20 protein-coding genes and 1 tRNA gene are annotated in these 25,709 nt (G+C 56.3%); 15 read left to right on the forward strand and 6 right to left on the reverse strand.

Annotated features, from left to right (window positions below; translation table 11 throughout):
• Positions 1 to 25: 25 nt before the first annotated feature.
• A complete protein-coding gene (locus tag HMPREF2891_RS03300; RefSeq protein ID WP_034506815.1) occupies positions 26 to 973 on the reverse strand; it encodes an ROK family glucokinase in 948 nt (315 codons plus the stop codon).
• 95 nt (positions 974 to 1,068) lie between these two features.
• The gene (locus HMPREF2891_RS03305; RefSeq protein WP_070663867.1) at positions 1,069 to 2,379 is read right to left on the reverse strand and encodes a hypothetical protein; all 1,311 of its coding nucleotides are present in this window, start codon (positions 2,377 to 2,379) and stop codon (positions 1,069 to 1,071) included.
• A gap of 86 nt (positions 2,380 to 2,465) precedes the next feature.
• On the opposite strand from HMPREF2891_RS03305, the gene guaA reads away from it, so the two are divergent.
• The 7 genes from guaA (at position 2,466) to HMPREF2891_RS03340 (ending at position 13,212) form a co-directional block, all read left to right on the forward strand.
• Positions 2,466 to 4,013, forward strand: coding sequence for a glutamine-hydrolyzing GMP synthase (guaA, locus tag HMPREF2891_RS03310; RefSeq protein ID WP_186822298.1), 1,548 nt, complete (start codon positions 2,466 to 2,468; stop codon positions 4,011 to 4,013).
• Positions 4,014 to 4,149: 136 nt separating this feature from the next.
• Positions 4,150 to 7,110 carry a YfhO family protein gene (locus HMPREF2891_RS03315; protein ID WP_083309310.1) on the forward strand — a complete coding sequence of 987 codons (2,961 nt, stop codon included), beginning with the start codon at positions 4,150 to 4,152 and terminating at the stop codon, positions 7,108 to 7,110.
• Positions 7,103 to 8,047 (forward strand): TatD family hydrolase, encoded by a 945-nt coding sequence (locus tag HMPREF2891_RS03320; protein ID WP_070663868.1) that lies wholly within the window; start codon positions 7,103 to 7,105, stop codon positions 8,045 to 8,047. The genes HMPREF2891_RS03315 and HMPREF2891_RS03320 overlap by 8 nt, the downstream gene beginning before the upstream one ends.
• 128 nt (positions 8,048 to 8,175) lie before the next feature.
• On the forward strand, positions 8,176 to 9,330 hold the full coding sequence (locus HMPREF2891_RS09910; protein WP_070663869.1) for a resuscitation-promoting factor: 1,155 nt from the start codon (positions 8,176 to 8,178) through the stop codon (positions 9,328 to 9,330).
• 86 nt (positions 9,331 to 9,416) lie between these two features.
• Positions 9,417 to 10,331: a 16S rRNA (adenine(1518)-N(6)/adenine(1519)-N(6))-dimethyltransferase RsmA gene (rsmA, locus tag HMPREF2891_RS03330; RefSeq protein ID WP_070617990.1), complete on the forward strand. Its 915-nt coding sequence runs from the start codon at positions 9,417 to 9,419 to the stop codon at positions 10,329 to 10,331.
• The gene (ispE, locus tag HMPREF2891_RS03335; protein WP_070617987.1) at positions 10,331 to 11,272 is read left to right on the forward strand and encodes a 4-(cytidine 5'-diphospho)-2-C-methyl-D-erythritol kinase; all 942 of its coding nucleotides are present in this window, start codon (positions 10,331 to 10,333) and stop codon (positions 11,270 to 11,272) included. The genes rsmA and ispE overlap by 1 nt, the downstream gene beginning before the upstream one ends.
• Positions 11,272 to 13,212, forward strand: a complete 1,941-nt coding sequence (locus tag HMPREF2891_RS03340; RefSeq protein WP_070663870.1) for an ABC-F family ATP-binding cassette domain-containing protein — start codon at positions 11,272 to 11,274, stop codon at positions 13,210 to 13,212. The genes ispE and HMPREF2891_RS03340 overlap by 1 nt, the downstream gene beginning before the upstream one ends.
• Before the next feature lie 7 nt (positions 13,213 to 13,219).
• Here HMPREF2891_RS03340 and HMPREF2891_RS03345 read toward each other — a convergent pair whose 3' ends face one another.
• The 4 genes from HMPREF2891_RS03345 to HMPREF2891_RS03360 all read right to left on the reverse strand — a co-directional run bounded on the left by HMPREF2891_RS03345 (position 13,220) and on the right by HMPREF2891_RS03360 (position 16,990).
• On the reverse strand, positions 13,220 to 14,896 hold the full coding sequence (locus tag HMPREF2891_RS03345) for a hypothetical protein (RefSeq protein ID WP_070663871.1): 1,677 nt from the start codon (positions 14,894 to 14,896) through the stop codon (positions 13,220 to 13,222).
• Entirely contained in the window at positions 14,881 to 15,708 is an 828-nt protein-coding gene (locus HMPREF2891_RS03350; protein WP_083309309.1) for an ABC transporter ATP-binding protein, read from the reverse strand. The genes HMPREF2891_RS03345 and HMPREF2891_RS03350 overlap by 16 nt, the downstream gene beginning before the upstream one ends.
• Before the next feature lie 81 nt (positions 15,709 to 15,789).
• Positions 15,790 to 16,311: a MarR family winged helix-turn-helix transcriptional regulator gene (locus tag HMPREF2891_RS03355; protein WP_370870620.1), complete on the reverse strand. Its 522-nt coding sequence runs from the start codon at positions 16,309 to 16,311 to the stop codon at positions 15,790 to 15,792.
• Positions 16,312 to 16,366: 55 nt separating this feature from the next.
• Positions 16,367 to 16,990: a TetR/AcrR family transcriptional regulator gene (locus HMPREF2891_RS03360; protein ID WP_034506792.1), complete on the reverse strand. Its 624-nt coding sequence runs from the start codon at positions 16,988 to 16,990 to the stop codon at positions 16,367 to 16,369.
• Positions 16,991 to 17,089: 99 nt separating this feature from the next.
• Between HMPREF2891_RS03360 and HMPREF2891_RS03365 the strand changes: the two genes are divergently transcribed.
• From HMPREF2891_RS03365 to HMPREF2891_RS03400, 8 genes are all read left to right on the forward strand, one after another.
• Positions 17,090 to 17,161, forward strand: a tRNA-Gln gene (locus HMPREF2891_RS03365).
• A gap of 164 nt (positions 17,162 to 17,325) precedes the next feature.
• Positions 17,326 to 18,357 carry a bifunctional UDP-N-acetylglucosamine diphosphorylase/glucosamine-1-phosphate N-acetyltransferase GlmU gene (locus HMPREF2891_RS03370; RefSeq protein WP_070617977.1) on the forward strand — a complete coding sequence of 344 codons (1,032 nt, stop codon included), beginning with the start codon at positions 17,326 to 17,328 and terminating at the stop codon, positions 18,355 to 18,357.
• A gap of 11 nt (positions 18,358 to 18,368) precedes the next feature.
• The gene (locus HMPREF2891_RS03375) at positions 18,369 to 19,349 is read left to right on the forward strand and encodes a ribose-phosphate diphosphokinase (protein ID WP_034506786.1); all 981 of its coding nucleotides are present in this window, start codon (positions 18,369 to 18,371) and stop codon (positions 19,347 to 19,349) included.
• A gap of 131 nt (positions 19,350 to 19,480) precedes the next feature.
• Positions 19,481 to 20,116, forward strand: a complete 636-nt coding sequence (locus HMPREF2891_RS03380; protein ID WP_070617974.1) for a 50S ribosomal protein L25/general stress protein Ctc — start codon at positions 19,481 to 19,483, stop codon at positions 20,114 to 20,116.
• A gap of 252 nt (positions 20,117 to 20,368) precedes the next feature.
• Positions 20,369 to 21,457, forward strand: a complete 1,089-nt coding sequence (locus HMPREF2891_RS03385) for a BMP family lipoprotein (RefSeq protein ID WP_070617971.1) — start codon at positions 20,369 to 20,371, stop codon at positions 21,455 to 21,457.
• 101 nt (positions 21,458 to 21,558) lie between these two features.
• The gene (locus HMPREF2891_RS03390) at positions 21,559 to 23,112 is read left to right on the forward strand and encodes an ABC transporter ATP-binding protein (protein WP_070663872.1); all 1,554 of its coding nucleotides are present in this window, start codon (positions 21,559 to 21,561) and stop codon (positions 23,110 to 23,112) included.
• Positions 23,109 to 24,407 carry an ABC transporter permease gene (locus HMPREF2891_RS03395; protein ID WP_070617965.1) on the forward strand — a complete coding sequence of 433 codons (1,299 nt, stop codon included), beginning with the start codon at positions 23,109 to 23,111 and terminating at the stop codon, positions 24,405 to 24,407. Before HMPREF2891_RS03390 ends, HMPREF2891_RS03395 begins: the two co-directional genes overlap by 4 nt.
• Positions 24,404 to 25,678: an ABC transporter permease gene (locus HMPREF2891_RS03400; protein WP_070617962.1), complete on the forward strand. Its 1,275-nt coding sequence runs from the start codon at positions 24,404 to 24,406 to the stop codon at positions 25,676 to 25,678. The genes HMPREF2891_RS03395 and HMPREF2891_RS03400 overlap by 4 nt, the downstream gene beginning before the upstream one ends.
• Positions 25,679 to 25,709 lie beyond the last annotated feature (31 nt).

A 25,709-nucleotide genomic window follows, 5' to 3' on the forward strand; every position in this document is an offset into this window, starting at 1 on the left:
CCCCTCTATTTGAGTGACTTTGATGCTAACCCGATTGGCGAGCCAGGTCAGCCGCGCCGATTAGGCCAGCGGGAACGCCCAGCTCAGCCAGTGTGATCTGGGCAGGCTGGCGGTACAGGCGGGCAGTAAGGTTCTTTTCGAACGACTTTTGGACGGGCGCACGCAACAACTCTCCCGCAGAGGCGACGCCGCCGGCTAGCACGATCATTTCCGGATCGAGGATGGCACAGAGGTCAGCAAGCCCGCGGCCCACCCACTCCGCAATGGTTTCAACCACGTCGAGCGCAACCGGGTCGCCTTCTTTCGCAGCGGCCGTAACCATCTGCCCGGTGATCTGCTGCGGGTTACCGTCAGCCATTTCTAGCAGTCGCAACGCAGACGCGGGTGCAACAGTGGCGATTTCGCGAGCTTCGTGCACGAGAGCCGTGCCCGAACCGTAGCGTTCCCAACAACCTCGATTTCCGCAGCCACAGCGACGTCCTCCGGCCTTGACCTGCATGTGGCCAACCTCGCCGGCAAATCCTTGATAACCGCGCACCAGCCTGTCATCAACGATGATGCCGCCACCAATGCCAGTACCTAGCGTGATAACAATCGCGTTCTTCGCGTCGCGGGCGGCTCCGAAACGGAACTCGCCCCATGCCGCCGCATTTGCGTCGTTTTCGACCACAGTGGGAAGCTCTGTTGCCTCCGTGATCTTTGAAGCCAGCGGCTCGTTGCGCCACGCCAAGTTTGGCGCGTACACAACCGAAGTGCGCGCGGCGTCGCAAAAACCTGCGGCTCCAATACCAACGGCACTTACTTCCTCGCCCTCACGCAGCTTTGCAACCAGCGTGGCGATTGCGCTCGCGGTTGCGTCAACTTCTTGCGCAGGAGTCTGTATAACTTCCGTGCGCAGAACTTCACCTTCTTCATTAACAAGGCCTGCGGCGATCTTCGTGCCGCCTACGTCAACTCCAATCGTGAGGCTCACGTGCTACTCCTTATTTAGTCACAGGGGCTTTATTGTGCGAAGTTCAAACTTACGGTCTGCACCTAAACTGTACGTCAACGCGCGGCAGATATTTTTCAGAATGGGTGGTCGGGTTTGTTCCACACGCTCAGCGGGTGGGTGGGGATAGTGAAGGCGCTATCAAGGTGTTCAGATACCAGCGAGGCAAGGTTCGCGGGCGTGCCATCTGAGACGAAAAGGATTGGCGGGCGCAACTTCGCAGTTTCAACGAGGTTGAGGATAGGTTTGGCGCCGCCATCTTCAGATTCAACCCAGTAGACCATCCAGTCCGGCCCGATTGGGTGCTTGCGTGAGACGATAAGCCGCTTCACTGCGCATCCGGGAGGGAGGGCAGCCACGACGTCCTCATCCAGGTCAATCATTTGTTGCGGTCCGCATACCCACGTTAGTTCATTTTCGTCAATGGACGTCAGTTTTAGTTTGAGGTCCGACTTCTTGGCCTCGAACGACTTGCGTTTGGAGCGTAGGCGCAGGTTTTCAAAGCTATCAACCAGATCGCCGAGGGCGTTGTAGTCCTTTTGCGTCCACGGAATCATGACGCCCGGGTTGATGGCAGTGTACGAGGCGGAGGCCAGGAACCATTCGAGAGGATCAACGGGTTCGGTGAGCAGACCTTCGCGCAGGTAGAGGGCGCGGCGAAGCACCTGGTCTCGCAGCGGGTCGGCAACGCGCTTTTGAGCTTTGGCGAGCCGACGGTGGAAGCGGTTTTGGGCGGATTCGTAGTCATCGCCGGTATTCCACTGGTCTCCGGGCCAGTTGTGCAGTCGGGTTAGTTCTTCACGTAGTGAGAAGCGCTCACCGATGTGGCCGCGCAGTTTAAGGAACTCGTCCCACGCCTCCACCCACGCCACGGCTTGCACAAAAGCATGCGGGTAGGTGCGGGTGGGTAAAACGGTAAGGTTCTTGGCGCCCTCTTCTACGTTGTTGTACCACTGTTGCAGGTCTTCGGTGGTGTACCAGCGGGATTTGCTGTCGGTAAGTTCTTCCCAGTTTGGATTGGTTTTTCGGGCCTCGTGGGCCTGCCACATGCGGGCAAGGGGCTCGCGAATTTTGCGGCGCGGTAGTGTGCGCGTGCGGTTGGTGTACTCGTTTTCAATGATGTTGATAGCGGCGAGTACCAGGTCAAGGTCAGGTAGGTCTGGACCTTTTCGTTTTCCGAGGTCACGAGGGCTGGTCCAAAGAGATATTAACCACGCTGTGTCGGGGCAGTGAGCCGCGGTGGCGGCTTCGTTGGCGGCTTGAAGGAAGTCGTGATTGATGGCGTCGATGGCTTGTTTTTCGGTTTTTGTAAGGGGTTTGAGCTTGCGCGTGCCCCATTTACGGATGAAGACTTCTGAAAGCGACGTTGCCGACTTCTTGTGTGCCATGTCTAATATTCTGCCCTAATTTTGGGACGCGGTGACGGAAGGCAAATTTTGCGCGGTAGAATTTAGCTGTGACTAACGCAAATGAAATGAAGAATCGCCCGGTTCTGGTGGTCGATTTAGGTGCACAAAACGTGCAGCTGATTGCCCGCCGGGTCCGTGAGGCCCATGTTTACTCCGAGATTGTTCCCCAGACTTATAGTGCGCAGCAGATCCGTGAAAAAAATCCTGCTGCGATTATTCTTTCTGGTGGTCCGTCGTCCGCGCACGTTAAGTTTGACGCGGACATTCTTAATTCTGGGGTTCCAGTTCTTGCTATTTCGTCGGGCTTCCACGTGATGATGGATGCCTTGGGGGGTGTGGTTACCCCCGGAGATGTTCCTGAAAATGGTCGCGCCCGCGCAACTGTGACGGTTTCGGATTCGAAACTGCTTGGTACTGATGGTGACCAGGATGTGTGGATGTCTCACACTGACCGCGTCGAGGAGCTCCCCGATGGGTTCCGCGTGAGCGCGAGCACGGAGAAGTCGAAGATTGCGGCAGCCGAGGATGCAGCTCGCGGCTTGTACGGCGTGGAGTGGCTCCCGGAGATTCGTCGCACCGAGCACGGTCAGGATCAGATTGTGCGTTTCTTGCGCGATATTGCCGGTATTGAGGGCGAGTGGTCCGCGGCCTCGATTGTCGATAGTGAGATTCAGAAGATCCGCGAGCAGGTTGGTTCTGCGCGCGTGATTTGTGCGCTTTCTGGCGGCGTGGATTCTTCGGTTGCGGCAGCGCTTGTACACAAGGCTGTTGGCGATCAGCTCACCTGTTTCTTCGTGGACCATGGCCTGTTGCGTCTGGGTGAGCGTGAGCAGGTTGAGCGTGACTACGCAGCCACGATGGGTATCCGTGTGGTCACGATTGATGAGTCCGAACGTTTTTTGAACGCGTTGAAGGACGTCACCGAACCGGAGCAGAAGCGCAAGATCATTGGCCGCGAGTTCATTCGTGTGTTCGAGGATGCTCAGAAGAAGTTCGTGGCAGAAGCTGATCGCGATGGGGAGGAGGTTAAGTTCCTCGTCCAGGGCACAATCTATCCGGATGTGGTCGAGTCTGGAGCCGAAGGGTCGGCGAACATCAAGTCGCACCACAACGTGGGCGGCCTGCCTGAGGATTTGAACTTTGAGCTGGTTGAGCCGTTGCGCGCCCTCTTTAAGGATGAGGTTCGCGAGCTTGGCCTCGAGATTGGGGTGCCGGCCTCTATGGTGAAGCGCCAGCCGTTCCCCGGCCCCGGCTTGGGTGTGCGCGTGGTTGGCGCGCTGACTCGGGAGCGTCTGGATGTTCTGCGCGCAGCTGACTACATTGTGCGCGAGGAGCTAACGAATGCTGGCCTTGATGAAGTTATTTGGCAGTGCCCGGTTGTTCTGCTTGCTGATGTAAGGTCCGTGGGTGTCACGGGCGATCAGCGCACGTACGGTCACCCAGTTGTTCTGCGCCCGATCATTTCTGAGGACGCCATGAGCGCCGAGTGGGCACGCGTGCCGTTCGATGTGCTGGATCGCATTTCGATGCGAATCACCAGCGAGGTCCCGGAAATCAACCGTGTTGTGCTTGATGTGACGTCGAAGCCGCCGGCAACGATCGAGTGGGAGTAATCTCCTAGAGTGATGTTTTGGGGAGGGCAGTGCGTGGCGCTGCCCTCCCCAAAATGCTTATGAGGGGCCGGTTCTTAAGGCAGGTGGGTGCTGATAGGGCGCAAGTCTGCCAAAATACTGTTGTCGCAGTGTAGTGATGAGCGAGGAGATTTTTATGCCGGACGACGCAGCGCTCCAGGACGTAGAGCCCCAGGACGCGGAACCTGAGGGCGTGCCGGTAGCGCATTCGGAGCAGAGTGAGCAGGGTATCCAGCCCGTAGACGCGTCTGAACAATCGGCAACAGTCGAAGCTACGGTGCCAAGCAGGGTGCGTAGGTTTAGGGACGCGCTATTGAATCCGAAAGCCTGGTTTGCTTCTAAGAATCGTCCGGGTATTGCCGCGTTCGTCATTCCGGCACTGATCATTTTCATCGCGTTTCAGGTGTCGGGGGTGTGGCCCAGCGGCAACCGGCACATCCTCACTATCGACCTGTACCATCAGTACGCGCCGTTCCTCGCTGAATATCAGCGCAAGCTGTCAAACTTTGAGACTCTTATGTATTCGTGGCGAGGAGGCTTGGGTACCGACTTCCTTTCGCTCTTCGCCTACTACTTGGCAAGTCCAATAAACCTGCTCATTTTGTTGTTCCCCGCCTCGCAACTGTCTAACTTTGTGCTGTTCGACGTCGTTTTGAAAACGGGCTTGGCGGGCTACACCAGCTATTTCTTCCTGCGTCGAGGCCGCGCTCACACCCCGTGGGTTGCCGTCTTGTTCTCCCTCGGATACGCGCTCTCTTCGTTCACGCTCGCGTACTTTTGGAACATAATGTGGCTGGACGTGCAGATCATGTTGCCTCTCCTCGCTTACGGCGCGTGGTTGATCGTCAAGCATGAGCGGCTTGTTCCCTACGTGATTTTCACGGCCATAACCCTCTTCGTAAATTATTACGCGGCGTTCTTCGCCGTCCTGTTTATCGCCCTGTATTTCCTGGTCCTTCTGGTTGAGAACGTTCCGTTCAAACGTTGGCGAGATCAGGTGGCTAAAGCGATCCTGTTTGGTGGGGCGTCCGTGTTCGGGGCCGCGCTGGCCTCCGCGCTGTTAATCCCGGTCTATTTGAAGTTGCAACACACGTCGGCATACGGTGATGCGTGGCCAGACAAAGTGGACTTCATGTATTCGCCCATTGATTTGCTTGGGCGCCAAATGTTCCTGTCCGCACCCGCTGTGCGCGAGGGTCTTCCGAACATTTACGCGGGAACCCTCGTCCTGTTGCTGATCCCGGCCTACTTCCTGACTCGAAGTATTTCCGTAAAGGTGAAGGTTGCTAACGGAATTCTGTTGACCGTCATGGCGCTCAGCTTGTCGGTCAACTCGTTGAACTTCTTCTGGCACGGAATGCACTACCCGAACCAGTTGAACCACCGGTTTGCATTCACCGCGGTATTCCTCCTTGTGGTAATGGCTGCCGACGCTTTCCGTGCGCTCAAAACCGAGCCGCTTCCACTGGCGAAGATCGCATCCGGAATAGGTCTGCTCGCCCTGGTCATGTATCGAATCGATAAAGAGGCTGTGACCGCGCGTTCGATGGTCGCGACCATCGCGGTTAGCGCGCTGTACGTGGCGGTTCTTGCGGCTGTATCTAGGCGAGAAGAAATCACCTTGAAACTGAGGAAGTCGCCGCGAGTGTTTGCCGCGCGGAGCGTTGCAGTGGCAACCATGATCGGCTTGGTCTCAATGGAGCTACTGGCTTCATCAATTGTGGGCATTAAAGATGTGCGAGACGGGCAGGTATTTGGCAATCGCGACGGCTATGCCGCGGGCGACTTCCCCCGGGATGTGCGCGAGGTTGCCGCTAAGATCAAGACTGACAATGACGGGTATCCGCGGGCGGAGCTCGCTAATCGCAAGACCTATAACGACGCATTCCTCTACGGCTATGACGGTGTCACGCTGTTTGGTTCTTCATTCAGCCAGGCGCAGTTGAAACTCATGGAGGACGTTGGCCTATCCACTAACGGCATTAACTCCTACGCTTACAATCCGGCTAAACCGCTCGATACCTTCCTGGGCGTGAAATATGTGATGGCCAGCGACAAAGAGCGCGGGCAGTTGATTGACTACCCGACCTACTACGAATCGACCAGTCTCAATGTTTACGAGAACGCGGACGCCCTGCCTAATGCGTTCCTGGTTGATAGCGCGGCCAAAGATTTCAAAACCGGAGCCGAGGGATTCCTTACCAATCAAGCGAGGATGTACGAGGCTGCGTTTGGCACCTCCGGCCTGTATGAGACGGTGAAGGCAGAGTTCTCAGCTACCACGGGCACGGTGTCTGAGCAATCTAACGAGCCTTTTGGTCAGCAGGTCAAGATTGAATCTTCTTCCGGACAGGCCGTTGCAAACGTGAGGGTTACAGCGCAAAAGGATGGCCACTACTTCCTCGCCTACAAGTCTGGAACGGTGAAGGTGCAAAACGTTTCGGTTTACACCGGGAATGAACAGAAGGTCCAGGTAAGTACCCAAAAGAATGGTCTGGTTGACTTGGGCGTTTTGCACGCGGGCGATACCGGTCGAGTGGAGTTCAAGACCGAGAAAGACAAGTCCGGCACGGTTAGCTTCGAAGCCGGCGTAATGAATGATTCGGTTTATGAAAGTGCCGTTGCGAAGGCGAAAGCCACCCCCGTGAAGATTGAGCGGGGCGGTCGTTCTATGGATTTGAGCATCAGCGCACCCCAGGCAGGCTACTTGCTGGTAAGTAATATTTACGATCCGGGTTGGGAAGCTACAGTTAACGGGCAGAATGTAAAGATAGAGCCTTTCGATGATTCGCTCATGCTGATTCCGGTGCAAGCGGGTGATAACCAGGTGCATATGAGTTTCACGCCTATCGGATTGCGGGCGGGACAACTCACCAGCGCCCTCGCGTTATTGCTACTGATAGCTTTGATTGTTTTTGAGCGGAAAACCAGGCAACGCCAGTTGAAGCGCAAGCACGAGCGTGAGATCGCCAAGAGTGACTTGCCCCAGGATGAACCTGCCTTGGCCGAAGCGGGGGAGCTTAACGAGGAAACCCTGGACGCAGATGAGATGTATGACGGTGGAGTAGAAGATGAGTAGGAAAAAGCCTCGGAACTGGCCCGGGCCCCCTGCGGCTCTAGCTGGTCCTGTGCTCGATAATCACACGCATCTGCCCATTGGGGAGTGGGAAATCCCCAAAGCTGGCGGCGTCAAGCTTCCCCTCGAGGAACAGCTCCATCGCGCGCACCAGGTGGGAGTCCGCGGGCTCATTACGGTGGGCTGTGAGATTACAGATTTTGATCCCACCATTGAGCTTGCCCACAAGTTTGGTGACTCGGCTGGCTTCCCGCGGGTACGTGCAGCTATTGCGCTCCATCCCAATGAGGCGCCGCTACACGCGGGTGTGTTGGACGTGGCCGCCGACGGTTGGGAGCATGAGCTGAAGGATCATCACGTGCCTTTAGATGAGGCTCTTGCCGCGGTGGAGAGCCGGCTGGATGATCCGTCCATTGTGGCTGTGGGAGAAACCGGTATCGACCTGTTCCGCACGGCCGACGCAGGCCTTATCGCTGCAAAGGAATCGTTTGCTGCTCATTTGCGCATGGGATTTGAGCGTTCCTTACCAGTGCAGATCCATGACCGAGATGCACATCAGGAGTGCTTGGACGTCCTCTACGACACGGGTGCAGATAAGGGGAACGCGCCAATCGTGTTCCACTGCTTTTCAGGTGGAACGCACCTGGCTCGGCACGTAGAGAAGAACGGCTGGTACGCCTCGTTTGGCGGATCACTAACGTTTGCGGCTAACGATGATCTGCGCGAGGCCTTCAAATCACTATCACCAGACCGCATTCTGGTAGAAACAGATGCTCCTTACCTCACTCCCGTGCCGTATCGCGGTCATCCGAACGCCTCATACGTTATTGCGCATACGGTTCGGTTCATCGCGCAGATGTGGGAGCGTAGTGAGGAGGACGCCCTCGAGCAGTTACAGAAAAATAGTGAAGCAGTGTATGGCAATGTCTTTTTTGCTTGAAGTGCTTTGTAAGTAAAGGCACAAACTTTGTGTGAGCTTGCACAATTTGCCGGCGGATTAGCTTCCCATTTCTATAACGATCTGGTTACGGTAGGGAGTAGTTAGTTATCTACTCAAGAGGTAAAAGTTTGGCTTTCAACAATGTAGCGTCAACCCGCTGGGCAACGAACGCATCGAAAACGACCATTAAATCCGTTGCAGCTGCGTCTGCTTTGGCCCTCGTAGCGACGGCTGGCGTTTCGATTGCTTCGGCGCGTACCGACGTCCTGGTGAACGCTGATGGTGCAACTTCGGTTGTAACGGTCTGGGGCGGCACGGTTGGCGGCGCGCTGGAGGCGGCTGGTGTAAAGGTTGGCGAGCATGATCTCGTAACCCCTGCAGTTTCCGCTCCGGTAGAAAAGGGCCAGACGATTACGTTCACGTCTGCGAAGCCGTACACGATTCGCGATGAGTTGGGCCGCTCTGAGGTTTGGTCCACCGCCGATTCGCTTGAGGGCGTGATGAGCGTGTTCGCTGATTCGGGCCGCAATGTTGCCATCGCTGCGAATCGTTCGAGTGTTCGCGAGGCCCTGCCTGCAGTTCTTAACGAGGCTGGCACTGTAAGCGTTGTGGTTGACGGCAATGCCAAGTCTGTTGAGGTTCCTGAGGATGCAACCGTTCCTGATATCCTTGAAGCAGCAAACATTACTCCTTCACCCATTGACCAGGTCTTCCTAGAAACCGGTGACGGTGACGTGAAGGTGAACATCGTGCGCCAAACGCGCGGCACTGTAACCGACGTCGAGGAGCTTGATTTCAAGACGGTTGAGCGTGACACGGATGAGCTTTACGAGGGTGAATCTCGCGTGGTGCAAGAGGGCCAGAAGGGCAAGATCACCACTGTAAAGTACGAGCAGAAGCGTGGCAGTGAGGTCCTTGTTTCTACCAAGGTTTCTGAAGATCGTGAAGAGCCTACCGACAAGATCGTTGAGCATGGAACCAAGAAGCGCCCGGCTGGAGCTGTAGCGGCTGCTCCGCAGCAGGGCTCGGGTACGGGTTCCGCGCCGGCCGGTGTTTGGGCCGCGCTGGCTCAGTGTGAGTCCGGTGGCAATCCGGGCACGAACACGGGTAACGGTTTCTACGGCCTCTACCAGTTCTCGCTACCTACGTGGCAAGCGGTAGGCGGCAGTGGCTTGCCGTCGGATGCTTCGGCTGAAGAGCAGACGATGCGAGCCCAGATCCTCCAGCAGCGCGCTGGTTGGGGACAGTGGCCGGCATGCTCGTCAATGCTTGGACTGCGATAAACTAAAGCGTCTAGTAGGGGAAGTGGTGGCTCAGCTACCACTTCCCCTTGTAATTTGTGTCTGTGTCTGCCCGGTAGAATGGTTCTATGAGCGAAGTTAAGTTGTTGACGCCAAGGGATGTGCGCGAGATCTGCGCCGCCCTTCACATCCAACCTACAAAAACGCTGGGTCAGAACTTCGTTCATGATGCCGGTACGGTTCGCAAGATTGTGAAAGCCGCGAATGTTGTAGCCGGGGAACACGTGTTGGAGATTGGTCCGGGTCTGGGCTCTCTAACGCTGGGCTTGTTGGAGGCCGGCGCGCGCGTGACGGCGATTGAGATTGACCCGGTTTTGGCAACGGCTCTGCCGGCCACTGTAGCCGGGCATGCGCCGGGTGCGCCGCTTCGGGTTCTTCAGTCGGATGCTCTTAAGGTCACCACTTTGGATCGTCTGAATGAGGCGAAGCCTATTGAGGGAGAGATGCAAGAGTGGGAGGCTCCCACCCGCCTCGTGGCAAATCTTCCGTACAACGTGGCTGTGCCGTTGATCCTAGGTGTATTGGATAACTTCCCATCCATCCGTGAGCTTTTAGTGATGGTGCAAACTGAGGTTGCGCAGCGCCTGAGCGCCAATCCAGGGTCAAAAATTTACGGCGTGCCGTCCGTCAAGGTCGCTTGGTATGGCGATGCTGAGCTAGCGGGCACTATTTCCCGGCGCGTCTTTTGGCCCATCCCAAATGTTGATTCTTCGCTGGTGCGAATTTCGCGTTACGAGGCGGATGCTTTGCCGGCTGCCGAGCAGGCGGGTGTTACTCGCCAAGAACTTTTTGAGGTTGTGGATGCCGCGTTCTCTCAGCGTCGCAAAACCCTTCGCGCTGCCTTGAAGAAGTGGGCGGATGTGGACGTGGACGCATTGATAGAAAACGCGGGTATCGACCCGCTTGCGCGAGGTGAGGTATTGGATATTGACCAATTCTTGTCCTTAGCTAAGGCCCGCAACGAGTTGAAGCAGGGCGCCTAGTGATCACAGCGAGCGCACCGGGAAAGCTGAATCTTATCCTTTTGGTAGGTAAACCCGACCAACGTGGCTACCATCCGCTTTATTCCATTTTTGAAACGTTGAATATTAGGGAGCGAGCAACCGTTCGTTTTCGCCCGCAACGCGATGAATCTGCGCGAATCGGCATGCCGATCGTAGTGCACACGCTGGGCGCGGACCTATCGGATTTGGAACCTACAAAACACCTGGCGTTTCGAGCGGCAAGAGCGCTGATTTTGGAGGCCGCAAAGCTTGGTATTCCAGCGGTTCCAGACGGCCACGTCCTCGAGATCGAAATTGAAAAGAGCATCCCGGTAGCCGGCGGAATGGCCGGAGGTTCCGCAGACGCGGCCGCAACCCTCGTAGCGGTTGATAAACTCCTGGGGTTAAACCTCGATCGCGAGAGCATGCATGAGATTGCCCGTGGGCTTGGCGCAGATGTGCCGGCGTGTTTGGAGGGTGGGATTAGCCTGGGCCTGGGATATGGGGACCACATGACGCGACTGTACCAGCCCGATACGCCTGAGCACTACTGGGTGATGTGCACGATGCGGCAGGGGCTTTCAACGCCGGCCGTGTTCAAAGAGTTTGACGTACAGGGCAGAGGTCGGAGCAAGCTACCTACTAGTTTGCGCGAGGGCGATTGGCGTGTGCTTGAAGGTGCTGAGCAACTGGTGGGCCTATTAGAAAATGATCTGCAGGAAACCGCTTTGAGTATGCACCCTACGCTTGGGCAAGCGTGGAAGGTGATTGAAGAGGCCGGGCCGCTCGCAGTTTTACTGTCCGGTTCGGGCCCAACGGTAGCGGCGCTGGCAACTAGCCTTGAACATGCCCGCCAGATTGAGCAGCGCCTCGCAGAGGCGCCCGAGGTGGAGAACACGCTGGTGGTGTCTGGCCCCGCGCAGCCGGCAAAGGTGGAGTAGTGGCACATCTTTTTGGAACGCAGAGCATTGGCGCGATAGGTGGTTCGCGCAAGATTTTGGCCGACATTTCGGTTTCGGTGGCAGACGGAGATCGCATTGGTGTGCTCGGCCCAAACGGGGCGGGCAAAACCACGCTGTTGGATATGCTCGCGGGCGAACGTGAGGTAGATAGCGGCCAGATAATTGTGCGCGATGGTGTCACGTTTGCGCACTTGTCTCAGCGCGACGTCATCAGCGCCCAGACGGTCCAAAGCGTGGTTCATCCCGGACTTGCAGCCCACGAGTGGGCGTCTGTGCCCGCGATTAGGGATGTTCATGAGGGGCTTTTGGCTGATATTGATCTGGAAGCGAAAATGAGTGAGCTTTCAGGAGGTCAGCGCAGGCGCGTGAACTTGGCGCGAGTTTTGTCTGCAGGCGTCGTGCAGGGGCACCCGGCGGACGTCCTCGTGTTGGATGAACCCACGAACCATTTGGATGTTGAGGGCGTATCTTGGCTGGCTAAACATTTGAATCAGCGGATGGGGCCGCGCGATGGTTCGGGCCGTAATAGTGGTGCTCTGATCGTGGTGACGCACGACCGCTGGTTCTTGGACGCGGTGTGCACCCACGTGTGGGAGGTTGTGCCAGGTATTGATCCGGGTGGTTCTCGGCCGCAGATTCTGGGCCGAATCGAAATGTACGAAGGCTCGTACGCGGCTTATATTTTGGCCCGGGCGGAGAGGGCTCGCCAAAACGCTCTCGCGGAACAAAAACGGCAAAACCTGCTTCGCAAGGAGCTCGCCTGGTTGCGCCGCGGCGCGCCCGCGCGCACTTCGAAGCCTCGTTTTCGTATTGAGGCCGCGGAAGAACTGATCGTTAATGAGCCTCCTCCGCGCGATGAGGTTGAACTTGTACGCATGGCTACCGCGCGTCTGGGCAAACAGGTGATTGACCTGGAAGGCGTGTCTTTAGCTTTTGGCGAGGGCGATGAGAAGCGCACGATTTTTGAGGACGTGACTTACCGTCTAGCTCCGGCTGAGCGCGTGGGAATTGTGGGTGTGAATGGTGCGGGTAAAACCACCCTGCTACGCCTGCTTAGTGGCGAGGTGGAGCCCGATTCGGGTCGGGTAAAGCGCGGCAAAACAGTGAAGGTGCGCACGCTTTCGCAAGATACGCATGAACTAGACGCAGTCGCACATAGGCGGGTGGTTGAGGCCGTGGCTGACGTGGCGCAGTCGGTGATGATTGGCGATAGGGAGGTGTCTGCCTCCCAGTTGGTTGAACGAATCGGTTTTACGCGCAGTAGGGCGTGGACCCCGGTTGCTGACATTTCGGGCGGGGAGAGGCGCCGGTTGCAGCTGATCCGTTTGCTGATGTCGGAGCCGAACGTGATTTTGCTGGATGAGCCTACCAACGACCTCGACACTGACACGCTTGCGGCCATGGAAGATCTGCTGGATTCCTTCCCCGGCACGCTGGTAGTGGTTTCTCACGATCGTTATTTGCTGGAGCGTACTACCACTCACCAACTTGCTCTATTTGGTGACGGCAAGCTTCGTGCCATTCCCGGTGGTGTGGAGCAGTATTTGCAGATGCGCGAGGCCGGCATGGGTGGCGTGGCCGGTAGGGGGACGTCGCGGTGGTCAGATACTAACCGCGAAGAACCGGGCAAAAACGGCGCGCATAAAACTTTGGCCGCGCCAAAAACTTCCGACGCGCAGCTGTTCCGCGAAGCGCAGAAGGAAGCGCGCCGAATCGAGCGGCAGATGGATCGCCTGGCCAGTCAGATAGAGAAGTACGAGGCCCAGTTGGGAGAGCTAGCTGCCAACCCGGAGTCCTCCGCGGATCAGATTGCCGAGATGGCCCGGGTGTCGGCCGCACTTCAAGATACTCAAAGCGAGCATGATGAGCTAGAAATGGCGTGGCTAGAGGCCGCAGAGGCCGCTGAACGCGCCAAGTAGTCTCTGTCTAATGGCCGGGCCAGCTCTTGATCTGTTGCAAGATGGCGGCCTGGTTGCGCTCGAGCAGGCCTGCTCCGATGCGCAGTGCCACGTAGCTGATCCCTAGCGTCCATACCAATACCAGTAGATAAACCGCGGCCTCGGTGATGATGGGGCCAAGGTAGATGTATGCAAGAACTGCTGGGACCATCAGCAAGCTACCGAGTGTGAATACGACCAGACCGCCAATAAACGTGGCCATTTGGTTTGCCGTGCCCTTGGTAGACATGGCTGATGTTCCCGGAGGTTGCACGCCAAATGCGCGGTATCCAGTTATGGCAGACATCAGGCTTGCGGTAAGCAGTCCCAGTGAGAACGAGGCGATGGTCAGCGCTAGCCAGGACATTCCGATTGGTAGTGCAATGGATGCCAGAACGCCGTTGAATATGGAAACCACGATTAGAGCGGGAAGTGATGCGAAGAGACGCCCGAAGCGGTCGGCTCGTCCGGTTACACCCGCGCTGACATGCATCCAGTAGGCGGTTGAGTCGTATGAGAGCAACATACCCGCAGTCTGACCGAAGATCAGGGGAGTGAATACGAATAAAAACCAGCCCGTGGACGCACCCGTTGGGCTTAGCGAAAAGCCGAGACCAAGAATCGGCATCATCAGCATGATGATGAGGGAGGGCGCTAGGCGCGCGTCACGCACCCACATGTGAAGGTTGCGGGCTGCCAGCGCAGCGGTGGGTGGGTTGAGGCCCAGTTTCAGCCAGAAGTTTAGAGACTTCAGCTGTTGGTCTAGGCCGGCAACAGTCTTGACCTCAGTGGCTACTAAAGTCGGATCCACTACGCTTTGCCCCGCGGCCACGGCCTGCTTGGTCGCATCGGTGAGTTCGTGTTTGCGCCCCACCATTTCGCCGCGAACCAGCGAGTGCCATCCAGCTCCTAGTACCGTAAAGATTGCTACCCCGTAAGCCACTTGCACGAGGGCGGGGATGAGCTCACCGCCTGCCAGAAGGTAGGGAATAGAAACGATGCCAGCGAATGGTGTCCATTTCGCGATGATTGTCAAAGTGCCAATGTCGAGGTTCATTCCGCCTTCTGCAAAGGTCGACATGAAGTAGGAAAATCCCCACATGATTGCCACAAACAGGACTACGCCAACCATTTGCATGAGGTCGCGCCGGCCTTGAGAGGCCTCAACGCGGGCAGCAAACCAGAAGCTTATAAACCGCGATACGAGGGCAAGGGAGACCAGAGCAAACGGCATCAGCACGATGGATAGAACGCCGTAAAGTGGCTCATTTACCTTGAATAGTCCCGCGGTTCCGGCGACGAAAACGAGGAGTGTTATGAGGCCGGCCGGCCCTGCTACTGAGGCGTAAAGGAGCGCTCTAGACAAAGATCTGGTTGGCGCAACATAAGGGGCGAAGGACTTTGGCGCGGTTGTGGCATCTAGTCCCATACCAAATAGAGGAGCGCCTGCCCACGCTAGCGTGCTAGCGCTGGCCACCAGCAGGGCAACTTTGGTGAATGGGATTAAGAGGCTGGCATCAAGAATCAGTAGCGGCGCGATCAGCATGAAACCAAAGAATGCGCCAAAGTAGAGCGTAGCTAGGATAACGAGAACTAACTTCCACCATTTTTGGGTTAGGTTGTTCCACAAAGAGCGAAGTTTAAGGCCAATTATTGACGCAACCAATCGAGACCTCCTGTCTCCTTCACCCCACCTACGAGCTCGCGGAAGCGCTCGTCCAGGCTCTTACCAGCTGATACCTGCTCGGTGGTGCCGGCCGCTAGCACTTGACCGTGATTCAAAATCGCCACGTGGTCACACAGTTTTTCTACCGTGTCCATAACGTGCGAGGAGAGCACTACGGTGCCTCCGGCTTCTACGAATTCGGTTAGGAGGCTACGAATACCGGCCGCGGATATCGGGTCTACCGATTCAAACGGCTCGTCAAGTACAACGATTTTCGGGCCGTGTACGAGGGCGCAGGCCAGCGCAACTTTCTTCGTCATGCCCTGCGAATAGTCGGCTACAAGTTTCTTACCGGTGTTTTCAAGGCCGAGCGCTTCGAGTAGCTCTTTTGCCCGAGTGCGGGACGTGTCTTTATCGAGCCCGCGGAGCATTCCCATGTATTCCACCAGGGCGGCGCCGGAGAGGCGGTCGAACAGTCGGTATCCGTCGGGCAGAACGCCGAGCATGGCCTTGGCCTCTTCGGATTTATCCCAAATATCTACGCCGGAAATGTATGCGGTTCCAGCGTCTGGCACAAGCATGCCCGTAACCATAGAAAGGAACGTAGTTTTGCCTGCTCCGTTAGGGCCGACTAGGCCAAAGAAGGATCCGCGCGGGATGCCCAGGGTTAGGTTGCCAACCGCAATGGTATTCCCAAAAACCTTGGTCAGGCCGCGCGCGTCGATCGCGATGGGCGGTCCGTCAAAGCGGGTGCTGTGAATGCTTTGCGTAGGGCTCGTGGGAGCTTGTTGGTGAATGTTTTCGTTGCTCACGATTTCCTCTTAGTCGGGTACAAATCGGGTCGAAAATGTTAGGTAATGAAGCTGGCAGGCACGCGTGGTGTGCCCTACACGTTAAGCGTCGAATGCGAGTAGTAGCGGCTTCAACAGTAGTGAAAGCCTCTGCTCATCTTCTTCGCTGATTCCAACCAGCAGGTTACGTTCGTCGTCAAGTAGTGATTTGAGCGCGGAGTCCACGCGTTTGCGGCCCTCGACGGTTAGCGACACTAGGACGGCGCGCCGGTCCGACGGGGAAGGGGATCGTTCAACAAGCCCTTTTGCTTCCAGCCTGTCGATACGGTTGGTCATGGTTCCCGATGAGACGAGTAGTTCGTTCATGAGGACGCCCGGGGTGAGCGCGTATGGGCTACCAGACCTGCGTAGGGACGAGAGAACATCGAATTCCCAAGGCTCGAGGCCGTGCGAAAGAAACGCGTTTCGCCGCGCGAGGTCGAGGTGGCGGGCCAGTCGCGTGATGCGCGAGAAAACGAGCATGGGAGTGGAGTCGAGGTCGGGCCTCTCTTTTTGCCAAGAGCTGACGATGCGGTCAACCTCGTCGTCCGGAGTTGGGACGGGCATGCGTTTGTTTTCACTCACGCTTCAAAGATACTTGAAATCAAGACTCTTGTCTTCGTTGATTTTGAAGTTCACCTTAATCAGCGTCGCTAAGTAGCTGCGGATCGGGGTGCAGATTTCGTAGTCCGAGCCAGGTGAGGTTAACGATGTGGGAGGCCACGGTCTTCTTATCGGGGCTGCGCTCTTCTAGCCACCATTGACCAACTTGGGCGATTAGTCCAACCAGCATCTGCGCGTAGATTGGGGCGGCTTTAGCATTTAGTTTTGCTTCCTTGAAGCGGGCGGCAACAAGATGCTCAACCTTGTTTGCTACATCGCCGATGACGGAGGAGTAGTAGCCTTCGGATCGGTTTAGGGGAGCGTCTCGAACGAGCACGCGGAAGCCATCGGTGTGCTCGTCAATGTAGTCCAGGAGGGCAAGAGCGGTGTTCTCAACGATGCGACGCGGGTGCTCCGCCGAGTTAAGCGAGTTAGTGATAGTGGTGACAAGGAGCTGTACTTCCCGGTCCACGATCACGGCGTAGAGGCCTTCTTTGCCTCCAAAGTGTTCGTATACAACGGGTTTTGTTACCCCCGCTTTACTCGCGATTTCTTCTACCGTGGTGGCGTCAAAACCGCGGGCGGCAAAAACGGAACGTCCGGTTGCGATGAGTTGTTCACGGCGTTCGATTGCGCTCAGCCTGGTCCTTTTCGCAGCCACTTTATTTCCTCCGCCCTCGCGGGCATTTTAACTTCGATCACTGGCACCGGTTTCGTTTAGGTGCTCAGCTTTAAAGTATGGCACAATGACTTGTGGCTTTCCGCCCTAGTGTAACGGCAGCACACAGGCTTTTGGTGCCTTGAGGTCTGGGTTCGAATCCTAGGGGCGGAACGGTTGCTCCCACGCAAACGCGTGGGAGTTTTTCTTGTCTGCCCCGTTTCATCCCAAAAATTTATTGAGTCTGCCTAAATTTTCGCCTCGGCGCCTCTGTTCCTATTAAGATCGGAGGTGTTGGCGTAACTCTCGCGGTTTTACAAAACCAAAAGGATGGGAATGTGAGTAACCCGTTGGCTGTAATCGTCCTGGCGGCAGGTCAGGGCACGCGTATGAAGTCCAATACTCCAAAGGTTCTTCACCCAATGTGTGGGCGCCCGCTTTTGGGACACGCAATTGTTGCGGCAGAAGAATCCGGGGCGGCAAAACAGGTTGTGGTGATTCGTCACCAGCGTGATCGCGTGGCGCAGATGGTGCAGGATTTCGCGCCGGATGCTGTGATTGCAGATCAGGATGAGATTCCGGGTACGGGTCGCGCCGTTCAGTGCGGATTGGAAGAACTCGCGAAGCACGTGGATGAGCTCGCGGGAACTGTTTTCGTTACGTCCGCTGACGTACCCCTGCTTACTGGGCAGACGCTGCGCGAGCTGGGGAAGGCGCACGAGAGTGCGAAGAATGCGGTTACGGTTGTGACAACCGTTGTGGAAGACCCCACGGGTTATGGCCGGATTATTCGCGAAGAGGGTGCGGTTACGAAGATCGTGGAGCACCGCGACGCCTCGGAAGACGAACTAGCTGTGCGGGAAATTAACGCGGGAATCTACGCGTTTGATGCGGCTTTCCTCGCCGAGGTTCTACCTACGCTTGGGACGGATAATGACCAGGGTGAGGTTTATCTGACCGACACCATTGCAGCAGCTATTGCGCGGGGCCGCAGGTGTGGAGCTTTCATTCTTGAGGACGTGTGGCAGGCGCAGGGGTGTAATGACCGCGTTCAGCTATCCGAGCTTCGTGCGGAAATGAACCGGCGAATCCTCGAAGAACACATGCGCGGGGGCGTAACCGTGGTTGATCCAACCTCAACGTGGATTGATGTTGATGTAGAAATCGCGCCGGATGTGACGATTGAGCCGGGCTGCATCCTCGAAGGCAACACTTTTATTGATTCTTATTCTGAAATTGGCCCTCATACGACGCTACGTAATGTAGAAGTCGGTGAGGGCTCCATCATGCCGTACTGCTTTGCCTTCGACGCGTTGGTTGAAGCAGGCACTCTTCTACCCGCCTTCCAACAGCTGCAAAACCGCATTTAGGAGAAATTAAAGTGACTGGAATTATCACCACCGGTGAAAAGCGCCTGATCCTGGTGTCAGGGCGAGCCTACCCTGAGCTTGCGGCGGCTGTTGGCGAGGAGCTTCAAACGGGTGTTCTACCCACCACGGCATACGATTTTGCGAATGGTGAGATTTACGTGCGCTTCAACGAGTCTGTTCGTGGCTGTGACGCGTTTGTTATCCAGTCGCATACCGAGCCCATCAACAAGTGGGTTATGGAACAGCTGATCATGATTGATGCGCTCAAGCGTGCAAGCGCGAAGCGCATCACCGTTGTGGCACCGTTCTACCCGTATGGACGTCAAGACAAGAAGCACCTTGGTCGCGAGCCCATTTCGGCCCGCCTCATGTCCGATCTTTTCAAGGCTGCCGGTGCTGACCGCCTCATGTCGGTAGATTTACACGCGGCTCAGGCGCAGGGTTTCTTTGACGGTCCGGTCGATCACCTTTGGGCCATGCCAGTCCTCGTTGACTATGTCCGTACCCGCGTGGATCTGTCTAATGTTGCGGTGGTCTCTCCTGATGCTGGCCGTATTCGGGTTGCGGAGAAATGGTCGCAGAAGCTGGGTGGAGCTCCCCTTGCTTTCATTCATAAGACTCGCGACACCACTCGTCCAAACGTTGCGGTTGCAAACCGGGTTGTTGGTGACGTGGTGGGCCGCGAGTGCGTTTTGGTGGATGACCTCATTGATACGGGCGGCACGATTGCAGAGGCCGTGAAGGTTCTGCTTGCTTCGGGTGCTAAGGACGTGATTGTGGTTGCAACCCACGGCGTTCTCTCTGATCCGGCAACCCAGCGTCTTTCCGAATGCGGCGCTAGGGAAGTGGTTGTGACCAACACTCTTCCGATTGTCCCGTCCAAGCGGTTCGATAAACTAACCATCCTCTCCATTGCCCCGCTTCTTGCGCGCGCAATTCGTGAGGTATTTGACGATGGTTCGGTGACGTCGCTATTCGACGGAGTCGCATAATTTCGCTACACTATTGAAGTTGCCTCGGCGAGGGCTGGCGTTGCTGGCCGTTATCGACAGGGCGTTCGAAACGCATTGTTTCGCACCACCATCCGGGGTCACGTTCATTTTGAGAGATCCTAGGAGGATAAATGCCTGCTGATATTACGCGTATGGAAGCGAAGGTTCGCACCGAGTTTGGTAAGGGCGCTGCCCGTCGCGCACGCCGCGACGGCCTAGTTCCGGCCGTTGTTTACTCTGATTTTGTTGATCCGATCCACCTTGATCTACCTGGCCACGAGACGTTCCTTGTAGTTAAGGACAGCGCGAACGCTCTTGTTAACCTCGTGTTCGATGGCAATGAGCAGCTTGCTCTGGTTAAGGATATTCAGCGTCACCCGGTTCGTCGTGACATCCTGCATGTTGACATGTTTGCGGTTCGCCGCGATGAGATGGTTGAGGTTACTGTCCCGCTGATCGTCCACGGCGAAGTCAAGGACAACATGGTTGCTAACCAGGAGCACTTCGAGATCCTGGTCAAGGCTCCGGTTATTGCTATCCCGCAGAGCTTCGAGCTTTCCATTGAGGGCATGACCGAGGGCGATAGCCTTACGGTTGCTGCGCTAGAAATGCCTGAGGGCGTAACGCACGAGATGGATCCGGAAGAGGTTCTGGTTTCGATCGTTGCTGCTGAGGAAGTTCCGGAGCCTGAGGTTGCAGAGACTGAAGAGGGCGAAGCTGCTGAAGGCGAAGCTGAGGCAGAGGAAGAGGCTGCGGAAGAGGAGTAATCCTCGCCGAGTTAGCCACTTAGCTGTTGCGGATTGGGAGACGGGGTCTCCCAATCCGCTTTTTTATTCGGCTTGACGTGTGATGTGCGGATTCGGCTAGACAGGCCGCAAATATAACTGTTCGCTTACGATCATGAAGCAGAGTTCTGGGGGCCTTCTATATCGGTTATACTGTTACGTGCATACGAGCGGACCTTGCCAGATTGCGGGGGAGACTCGTCAAACTTCTAAAACCTTTCCACAGGAGGAACTGTGAAGAAAACGATTAAGGTATCTGCGGTTGCTGCTGCAGCAGCATTGATGCTGGCAGCTTGCGGTTCGGCCCCGGATCAAGGCGGTAACGAAGGCGCAAGCGGCGAGACCGGCGGCGCGCAGGGTGCAAGCAATGTCAAGGCTTGCATGGTTTCTGACGAGGGCGGCTTTGACGACAAGTCGTTTAACCAGTCGGGCTATGAAGGTTTGAAGCGCGCTGAGAAGGAACTCGGCGTTGAGGTGAAGACCGCTGAGTCGAACTCGGATGCTGATTTTGATCCGAACATCTCCACGATGGTGGATGAGGGCTGTGACCTGATCATCGGCGTTGGCTTCAAGATGGCCGCTCAGCTTGAGGCTAAGGCTGTTGAGCACCCGGACGTTAAGTTCGCTCTAGTTGACTCGACCTTCGAGAACCAGCCGGAGAACGCTCGCGCACTTGTGTTCAACACCGCTGAGGCCGGCTACCTCGCTGGCTACCTCGCATCGGGCATGACCCAGACCGGTAAGATCGGTACCTTCCTTGGCATGAAGATTCCTTCGACCGCTATCTTCGCTGATGGCTTCGAAGGCGGCATGATGAAGTACAACGAGGTCCACTCGACCGACGTGAAGCTTCTTGGCTGGGACATGGAGAGCCAGGAAGGCTCCTACACCGGTGACTTCTCTGATGTCGCTAAGGGTAAGAACACCGCTCAGCAGCTGATTAACCAGGGCGCTGACATTGTCATGCCAGTAGCTGGTCCGGTTGGCGCTGGCGCGCTCACCGCTGCTTCCGAATCTGACGGCGTTTCCGTCATCTGGGTTGACGCTGACGGTTACCTCACCCAGCCGGAACAGGGCCAGTACATCCTCACCTCGGTGATGAAGGAGATCGGCCAGGCAGTGTTCGACACGATCAAGTCTGTTGCTGATGGCAACTGGACTTCGGAGCAGTACGTTGGCGATCTCGAGAACGGCGGCGTTTCGATCGCACCGTTCCACGACTTCGATTCGAAGGTTCCTGCAGAGCTCAAGGACGAGGTTGAGCAGATTAAGCAGGACATCATCTCTGGCAAGATCAAGGTTGAGACCAAGAACCAGCCGTAATTTACAGAGCTGACCAATACAAGTAGGTAAGGCCCGGGCGCCCTTCTCGGCATCCGGGCCTTACCTGGCTTTATGGGCGCTTTGAAACGAAGGAAAACATTGTGAAACTCGAACTTCGAGGCATCACCAAGGTTTTCGGTCCGCTCGTCGCTAACGACAACATAAACATCACCGTCGAGCCTGGGGAGATTCACGCTCTTCTTGGTGAAAATGGTGCGGGCAAGTCAACTTTGATGAATGTCCTTTATGGTCTCTACCAGCCAGATGGCGGTGAGATCCTGATTGATGATAAGCCGGTTCATTTCAGCGGCCCCGGAGATGCGGTCGCAGCTGGCATTGGTATGGTGCACCAGCACTTTATGCTGGTCCCTGTTTTTACAGTGGCGGAATCCGTAGCCCTCGGTTACGAGCCCACTGGAGCGCTTGGCGTTATAAATAAGACCAAGGCACGCAAACTGGTTAACGAGCTCTCGGCTCGTTTCGGTTTTGATATCGACCCGGATGCGCGTATTGAAGATCTCTCAGTTGGCGCGCAGCAGCGCGTGGAGATCATTAAGGCGCTGTCGCGCGAGGCCAAGGTTCTGATTTTGGATGAGCCCACCGCAGTGCTCACGCCGCAAGAAACCGATGAGCTCATGGACATCATGGTTCAGCTCAAGGAATCGGGCACTTCAATCGTGTTCATTACCCACAAGCTACGTGAGGTGCGAGCGGTTGCAGACCGAATCACGGTGATTAGGCGCGGCAAGGTTGTTGGTGAGGCATCCCCGCAGTCCACGGAAACCGAATTGGCCTCCCAGATGGTTGGCCGCCCCGTGAAGCTTGATGTTGATAAGAACGAGGCAAAGCTGGGCGAAGTGGGACTATCCGTTTCGGACCTGTCGGTTGTAAGCGAAGAGGGGAACATCCTGCTCGACCGGGTAAGCCTGGACGTTCACAAGGGCGAAATCGTCTGTGTAGCGGGCGTGCAGGGCAACGGCCAAACTGAGCTTGCCAAAGCGATCCTCGGTGATATTGAGCCAAACTCTGGCTCCATTAAGATCAGCGGTGAAGATCTTGCCGCATTCACCATCAAGGAACGTTTGCAGAAGAAGGGCCTTGGATACGTCCCGGAAGACCGGTCAACAAACGGCATGATCGCCTCGTTCTCGATAGCAGAGAACATGATCCTAGACGTTTACGATCGGGCACCTTTTGCCAAGGGCATCAATATGTTGCCCGCGGTGGTGGAAAAACACGCGGAGAAACTACGCGACATGTTTGACGTTCGCGTGACATCAATCCACGATCCGATTTCTACGCTTTCTGGCGGTAACGCGCAGAAGGCTATCTTGGCGCGTGAACTTTCGCGTGATCTAGAGGCCCTCGTGGCGTCACAACCCACTCGTGGCCTCGACGTTGGTTCCATCGAGTTTGTGTACGAACGCATCGTGCAAGAGCGCGACAACGACACCGCTGTCTTGGTGATTTCTACAGAGCTTGACGAGGTGGATGCGCTTGCTGATCGTATCGCGGTTATGTACCGCGGCAAGATCGTGGGCATTGTTCCGGCGGGTACGCCGCGTTCTGTGCTCGGCCTCATGATGGCTGGTGTGCCTCTTGAAGAGGCGCAGGCGCAGGCTCGTACAACGAAGATTGAGGAGGCTGGCGAATGAGTCAGGAAACAAATCCGCAGCCGACTAACCAGAAACTGCCTGGTGAGATCCACGGGCAAGAGCGCGAAGTTGAAAAGCCGGCAGAAAAGAAGGCGGAATCTGACAAGGTTCCTTTCGGTAGCCGACTGACGCAGCGCCTGTTCTCGATCAATACGGCCGTGATTCTAGGGGCTATTGCTGTTGCACTGGTGCTTGGCGCGTTGATTGTTGTGATCTTCAACGAGGACGTCCAAACCGCTGCTGGTTATCTTTTTGCGCAGCCGTCGGACTTCTTCCAAGCGGCTGGATCCACGTTCCAGAGCTTCTTCTCGTCGCTGTTTAGAGGTTCTATCTACAACTATCAGGCAGATTCCTTCGCGGTTGGTATTAAACCTCTTCTTGAGACGCTAACCCGTTCGGTTCCACTGATCATTGCCGGTCTTGCAATCGCGGTTTCGTTCCGCGCGGGCCTGTTCAATATCGGTGTGCAGGGTCAGCTGATCATGGGTGCTTTTGTGGGCACAGTAGTGGGCATGCACCTGCACCTTCCGATTGTCCTGCACCTCATTGTTGCGATCGTGTGCGCTGTTTTGGGTGGTGCTCTGTGGGGCGCTATCCCGGGCTTCTTGAAGGCAAAGGTTGGCGCAAATGAAGTTATCGTGACCATCATGTTGAACTCTATTGCTCTACTGTTCCTCTCGTGGACGCTGAGCCAGGAGTTCATGAAGGGTGATGGTTCGGCAGGTAAGTCAATGTACGTTGCCGACACGGCCACGTACCCGAGCTTACTTGGCTCAAACTACCGTCTTGACCTTTCATTCATTATCGCGATCCTGGCTGCCGTATTCGTATGGTGGCTGTTGGAACGCTCCACGTTTGGTTTCGAACTTCGCGCCGCTGGTGCAAACCCGCACGCAGCGCGTACGGCCGGTATTTCCGTTCCGCGCGTCATCTTCTTGACGCTTGTGATTTCGGGTGGTCTCGCCGGTCTTGCCGGTACAGCTCCCGTGTTGGGCACCGAGAAGTTCCTTACCAGCGCTACAGCCGGATCATACGGATTCGACGCAATCACGGTTGCGTTGCTTGGTAAATCAACGCCGCTCGGCACCGTTCTCGCCGGCATCCTGTTTGGCGCACTCGCTGCAGGCGGTTCCACCATGCAGGCAGCCGCTGGAATTCCTGTGGACATTGTTCAGGTCACGCAGGCGATCATCGTTTTGTTGATTGCGGCATCTGAAGCAGTTCAGTACTACCGCAATAAGCGAAAGGTGGCTGCGCGCGCCTCGGCTGGAGCTAAGAAGGAGGCCGCAAAGTGAGCACTGAAAACGTAGTTCAGCATAAGAAGGCAGGCGATGACATTCGCCTGAAGATGCAGTTGCGCGACCCGATCGCAGCAACCGTAATGGCAGTCCTCACGGTACTCATCGCGTTCACCACCAGGGGAAACTCAACGGTCTCGTGGGCGGGCGCAACCTCGTGGTTCACCATTCCGGATACCACTTTGCCAGCCGGTCTGACCTCGTGGATCATGGTGCTAATCGCGGTACCCGTAACTGGATACATCTGGTATCTGGCTAAGGAACGTAAGCACGTAAACGGCTGGCTACTTGTAGCCGTGGCCGTACCGTTCGTGATCGCATTCTTGCTCTCCACCATTGCGGGCAAGGACGCACACCTGCCGGCCGTGTCACTGCTGACCGGCGCTCTAGCGTTTGCTACGCCGCTCGTATTCGGCGCGCTATCTGGTGTAGTCAACGAACGTTCCGGCGTTATTAACATTGCGATTGAAGGTCAGCTGCTATTCGGTGCTTTCCTTGGCGCGGTTGTGGCTTCCGTCGCGGGGAATCCGTACTTCGGCCTCATTGGCGCGCCAATCGCGGGCGCTTTAGTTGCCGTGCTACTTGCACTGTTCACTATCAACTTCCGCACCGATCACATCATTGTGGGTGTTGTGCTGAACATGCTGGTGGTTGGTCTAACCTCGTTCCTTTACTCCACGGTACTGAAGTACAACGCGGAGACTTTGAACTCGGTTAACCGTCTGCCGAACTTGAAGATCCCCGTACTTGCGGACATTCCGGTAATCGGCCCGATCCTGTTCAACCAGTCGATCCTCGTGTACCTGATGTTCCTCACGGTAATCATCCTGCAGTTCATGGTCTTCAACTCCCGTTGGGGACTGCGCATGAGGGCTTGTGGTGAACATCCGCGTGCCGCGGATACCGTGGGTATCAAGGTAAACCGTACGCGTTGGATGAACGTGTTGCTGGGCGGCGCTCTTGCCGGCCTGGGTGGTGCATTCTTCACGATCGGTCAGGGCCTCGCGTTCTCGAAGGACATGGCTGCCGGCAACGGCTTTATCGCCCTTGCGGCGATGATCCTTGGCCGTTGGAACCCGAAGGGCGCATTCGGTGCGGCCCTCCTGTTCGGCTTTGCCACGAACCTTGGTGCCATCATGCAGGCAGTTGGCTCAAATGTTCCATCCGAGTTCTTGCTGATGATCCCGTACGTGATTACGATCCTCGCGGTTGCTGGCTTCGTCGGAGTAGTCCGCGCTCCTGCTGCAGAAGGTAAACCGTACCCGTAAACCGGAATCAATTTGCCGTTAGCCCCCAAAA

Source organism: Actinomyces sp. HMSC065F11 (assembly GCF_001813085.1).
GTDB lineage: Bacteria > Actinomycetota > Actinomycetes > Actinomycetales > Actinomycetaceae > Gleimia > Gleimia europaea.